Annotated in this window: 3 protein-coding genes; all 3 read left to right on the forward strand. The window is 30.2% G+C overall.

Annotation, left to right across the window (positions count from 1 at the left end; genetic code table 11):
* Nucleotides 1–124 precede the first annotated feature (124 nt).
* Nucleotides 125–238, forward strand: a complete 114-nt coding sequence (locus A9G35_RS14020) for an Imm7 family immunity protein (RefSeq protein WP_442903158.1) — start codon at nt 125–127, stop codon at nt 236–238.
* 202 nt (nt 239–440) lie between these two features.
* Nucleotides 441–671, forward strand: a complete 231-nt coding sequence (locus A9G35_RS12780; protein ID WP_081300079.1) for a hypothetical protein — start codon at nt 441–443, stop codon at nt 669–671.
* Nucleotides 672–784: 113 nt separating this feature from the next.
* Nucleotides 785–1,117 (forward strand): hypothetical protein, encoded by a 333-nt coding sequence (locus A9G35_RS01045; protein WP_065635331.1) that lies wholly within the window; start codon nt 785–787, stop codon nt 1,115–1,117.
* Nucleotides 1,118–1,519 lie beyond the last annotated feature (402 nt).

A 1,519-nucleotide genomic window follows, 5' to 3' on the forward strand; every position in this document is an offset into this window, starting at 1 on the left:
GTTTAAAATCATCTGTGAATGTTCGTCTTTTGCGTTTAATCTTATTCATATTTGTTCCTTTTTTAGTTGTGATAAGTTTACCTTACCCCTTAAAAAAGTTGTATGAATTAGTGTAGCCGATCCAATTGATGCCTTTAACGAATTTGAAGTTTTTGTTTTAGCAAGAGGAAAAATAAGAAAAGAAAAAGATTCTTTTTTATCCCCTTGTATTCCCAAGATAGAAGATGAGGAGGAGTAACTAATAATATTTTTTCAATTAAATCCGTCAAAAAGTGCATATGATGCCAAAGTTGGTGGTTATTAGTTTAAAGTACCCCATGCTCCAAGAACCACTAAAATAACTAATACATTTTTAACAATGCCATCAAGAAGTATTAAATAGGCGGTACAAGGTGTAACTATCCCCTAAAATATTACAGCAAAAAAGTAGAAAATTCTCTATGATAAAAGTAAAAAGGGATTTAATTATAAAAAAAATGACTGAACATCAAATCGTCGCTATTTTAAAAGAAGCTGAAGCAGGTATTCCTGTCAAGGAACTCTGCCGTAAATATGGCAAGGAAAAAGAATTTGTACTAACCCTACAACAGGGATACAGGTTATTGAGGATATGTCTGGAAACTACTTCCGAATTTATAACCCGAATATTTCGGGAAAAAGAGCTTATTTGAATGGAAATGTTCCTAACAACAAATTATTAAAAAATGGAAAACAAACAGGTCGAAGTCAAGCCGAATATAATGAGGTAACTCATTTTAATATAGAATAGAAAGGAATAAATAATATGAAATATATAACAGTTCCAATAAACACGAGAGCCATGAGTCGGTTAGATTTTAATGATTGTATGGATGGTGATCTGATTGAATTAACTATTGATGAAGATAATTATGCCAATCTGTTAAAGAGTAATGTCATCAATCAACTTAATAATGCATTAGGAATAAATATTGATGATTATGAAGATGAAAAGATAATTAATATTGATAAACTTATAATAGCTAAACATATTATTGAAAGCTCAATAATATCAAATAATAGCAAAGTGTTAATTCAACTATTAACTCAGGTTGATAATGCAATAAAGTATAAAACAGGAGTATTTTTTTATTTTTAATAATATGTAGGAAAGCGTTGTATTATTTACACTTCATGATTAAAATAATCGTCTTTTTGCTTTGTTATTTTATTGCTCTTTAAAAACGTTTTTTGTCTATAAAAAACTATTGTTGCTACTTATTCCGCATTAAAAAAACGAAAACTCAGTCCAACTAAAAAACAATTTTATACTAAAACGCATAGTTACCTGAAAGTTTTTGACAGAAATTTTAAATCCTATGGTGACCTTGCGATAGAATACCGCACCGTCCCACAAAACCTGCGCTTTCAAGGACAGTATTTTGACGAGGACAAATTTGTCTGGAACAAATTTGAACAATGCTTTAGCATTGGCCCTGAAAGGGTGAGTATCAGGATGATACGAATAATCAGGACTACACTATAATCGCTACCGCTATTA

Source organism: Gilliamella sp. Choc5-1 (assembly GCF_001690595.1).
Lineage (GTDB): Bacteria > Pseudomonadota > Gammaproteobacteria > Enterobacterales > Orbaceae > Gilliamella > Gilliamella apicola_M.